This window comes from Candidatus Phytoplasma crotalariae (assembly GCF_030586865.1).
In the GTDB taxonomy this organism is placed as follows: Bacteria; Bacillota_I; Bacilli_A; order Acholeplasmatales; family Acholeplasmataceae; genus Phytoplasma; species Phytoplasma citri.
Genome location: NZ_JAOSIR010000034.1, coordinates 1,913 through 4,376, shown reverse-complemented (window position 1 = coordinate 4,376; position 2,464 = coordinate 1,913). Strand labels below are relative to the sequence as shown.

The 2,464-nt window shown below is 18.5% G+C and carries 1 protein-coding gene; it reads left to right on the top strand.

Annotated elements, in window-relative coordinates:
* Nucleotides 1–703: 703 nt before the first annotated feature.
* Nucleotides 704–2,464: coiled-coil domain-containing protein (locus OC683_RS02055; RefSeq protein WP_304514886.1), on the top strand; the 1,761-nt coding region annotated here is incomplete at its 3' end.

Genomic DNA, 2,464 nt, shown 5'->3' with positions numbered 1-2,464 from the left:
TGCTAAAGAGTTAAAAGTGATTAAAAAAAAAGTTTTGGTAAATGTAGCTTTTGATGTTCTGAGAGAAGAATAAATGAGAACTTGTGATGTTTATTCCTATTAAAGATACCTTAATAAGTGCGCTAAAGGCAATTGTTAACAAGACCCAAAGAAAAAGATAGACTTAATTGCATATATGGTCATTTATCATTTTTTTAATATTGACGCAAATATTAATATTTGGTAGAATTAGTTACATGTTATTAATTCAAAATTAATTTAATATTTATAAATTTTCGATATACTATTAAATTTTAATTTAAATCGGTTTTTTTCAATAAATTATTAATAAATAAATTATAAATTATCTATTGATAGTTTTATTTTTTATTTCTTAGTATCCGTGATTTTTATTTATAAAATTTAATTATTTTTAAAATATTTTTTAATTGAGAATTATTTTTTTTTGACATTTTTTTTATTTAAAATTGTAATTTATAGATAAATAAATATTTTTAACAAAATTTTAATTTGGTAAATTAATTTCAAACTTAATAATTATAATAAAGATATTTTGGGTTAATGCAATAAAAAATTATGCTTACCATATATAAAATATATATTTATGATTTTTTATTTAATTTTTTTAATATTTTTGGAGGCATTTTAATTAAAAAACAATTAATAAAAATTAAGATAAATTAACGGAAAAGGTTTGCTTATTGTGTTTGAAAAATCCATACAAAATAAAATTATTAAATTATTAATTACATTTTTTATATTTTTTTTATTATTAAATATTTTTTTAATAATATTTTTTAACATGAATAATAATATCAACAAATCCAAATTATTTTCTAATAAAAAAATAAATAAATCTGCAAATTTAAAAATAAATAATATCAGTTTGTCGAGTGAAGAACAAAAATTAATTTTTATAGATAGTAATGTTATTTCTCCTGACGAAATTATTGCAATTTTAAAAGAAAGAATAATTAATGAATTTTTAGAACGAAATAAAATAGCAAAAGCTTTTGAATTAGCAAACAAAGACTTAGATATTAACTTTACAATATCAAATAATCCATCAATCCAAGATGAAGAAAAATTTATAAAAGAAGAATTAACCAAGATTGATCCTCAAATAACCTTAAAAGATGATTTAATTGAAGAACTTAATCATATATTATTAAAAGAACATAGAAAAAAAAATCAATTATTTGCCGCATATGAATTTTTTGTAAATTATAAATTAATTCACAATAAAATTAGAAATTCCCATATATATCAAATTAATGAATTATACAAAAATCCGCAAATCCAAAATATAAAATATCCTTTTTATACGATAGTATTAAAATTTATTTTAGAAGATAAAGAAAAAGAAATTGTTAAATCAAAAGAACAACTTAAAAAAATGCAATCTCACTTCAATTATTATAATGTAATAGAAAAGCGAATAACAGATGAAAAAGCATTTGAAAATAATTTAATAGCAATAGATTCAAAATCGACATATCAACAAAATTTGTTAATTTTAAAAGAAAAAATAAAAAAACAATTTAAAGACAAAAATAAATTAGCGAAATTATATGATCAAATCAGAACAGAAATAGAATTATCTACTTTAAAACCCGAAGAAAAACTCTATATTCAAAACGAAGAAGATTATATAAAAAATTCCTTGTTTACATCTGTAAATATGCTGACTTCGGAAGAAAAAATTTTAGAACATTTTCAGAAAATATTATTACTAGAATATCAAAATAAAAAAAATATTTTAAATTTATATAATTCTTACTTACAAAATATAATAGATATAATGTTGGATAAAACATCAAATAATTTTATAACATGGTCACCAACTAAAATAGGTTTAATAAATAAAATAATTAATAATCCGTTATTTGCTATATTTCTAAGACTTAAAATAGAAGATGCTCAAAACGAAATTATGAATTTAAAAAAACAAATGAAAGATATACCTGCCACTCTAAACAATTTAGAGAATACAAAAAACGAATTACAAAATTATTTTCAAAATCAGTTAGAAAATTATTTTATTACTTATGATCAAAAAATTAATGATTTAAAAGATAAAATAGAAAAATTAACTAAGATTAATGAAAAACAAGATAAAAGTATTTTGGATTTTGATAAAAGATTACAAACATTAACTGAAATTAATCAAAGACAAGATGTAGATATTTTGGATTTAGTTTCAAAATTAAAAAAATTAACTGAAACTACTGAAAAAAACGATAAAAGTATTCTTAATTTTGATAAAAAATTACAAACATTAACTGAAAATGATAAAAGACATGATAAAAATGATGCGAGAAGCCAAGAAAACGATCAAAAACAAGATAAAAGTATTTTGGATTTTGATAAAAGATTACAAACATTAACTGAAATTAATCAAAGACAAGATGTAGATATTTTGGATTTAGTTTCAAAATTAAAAAAATTAACTGAAACTACTGAA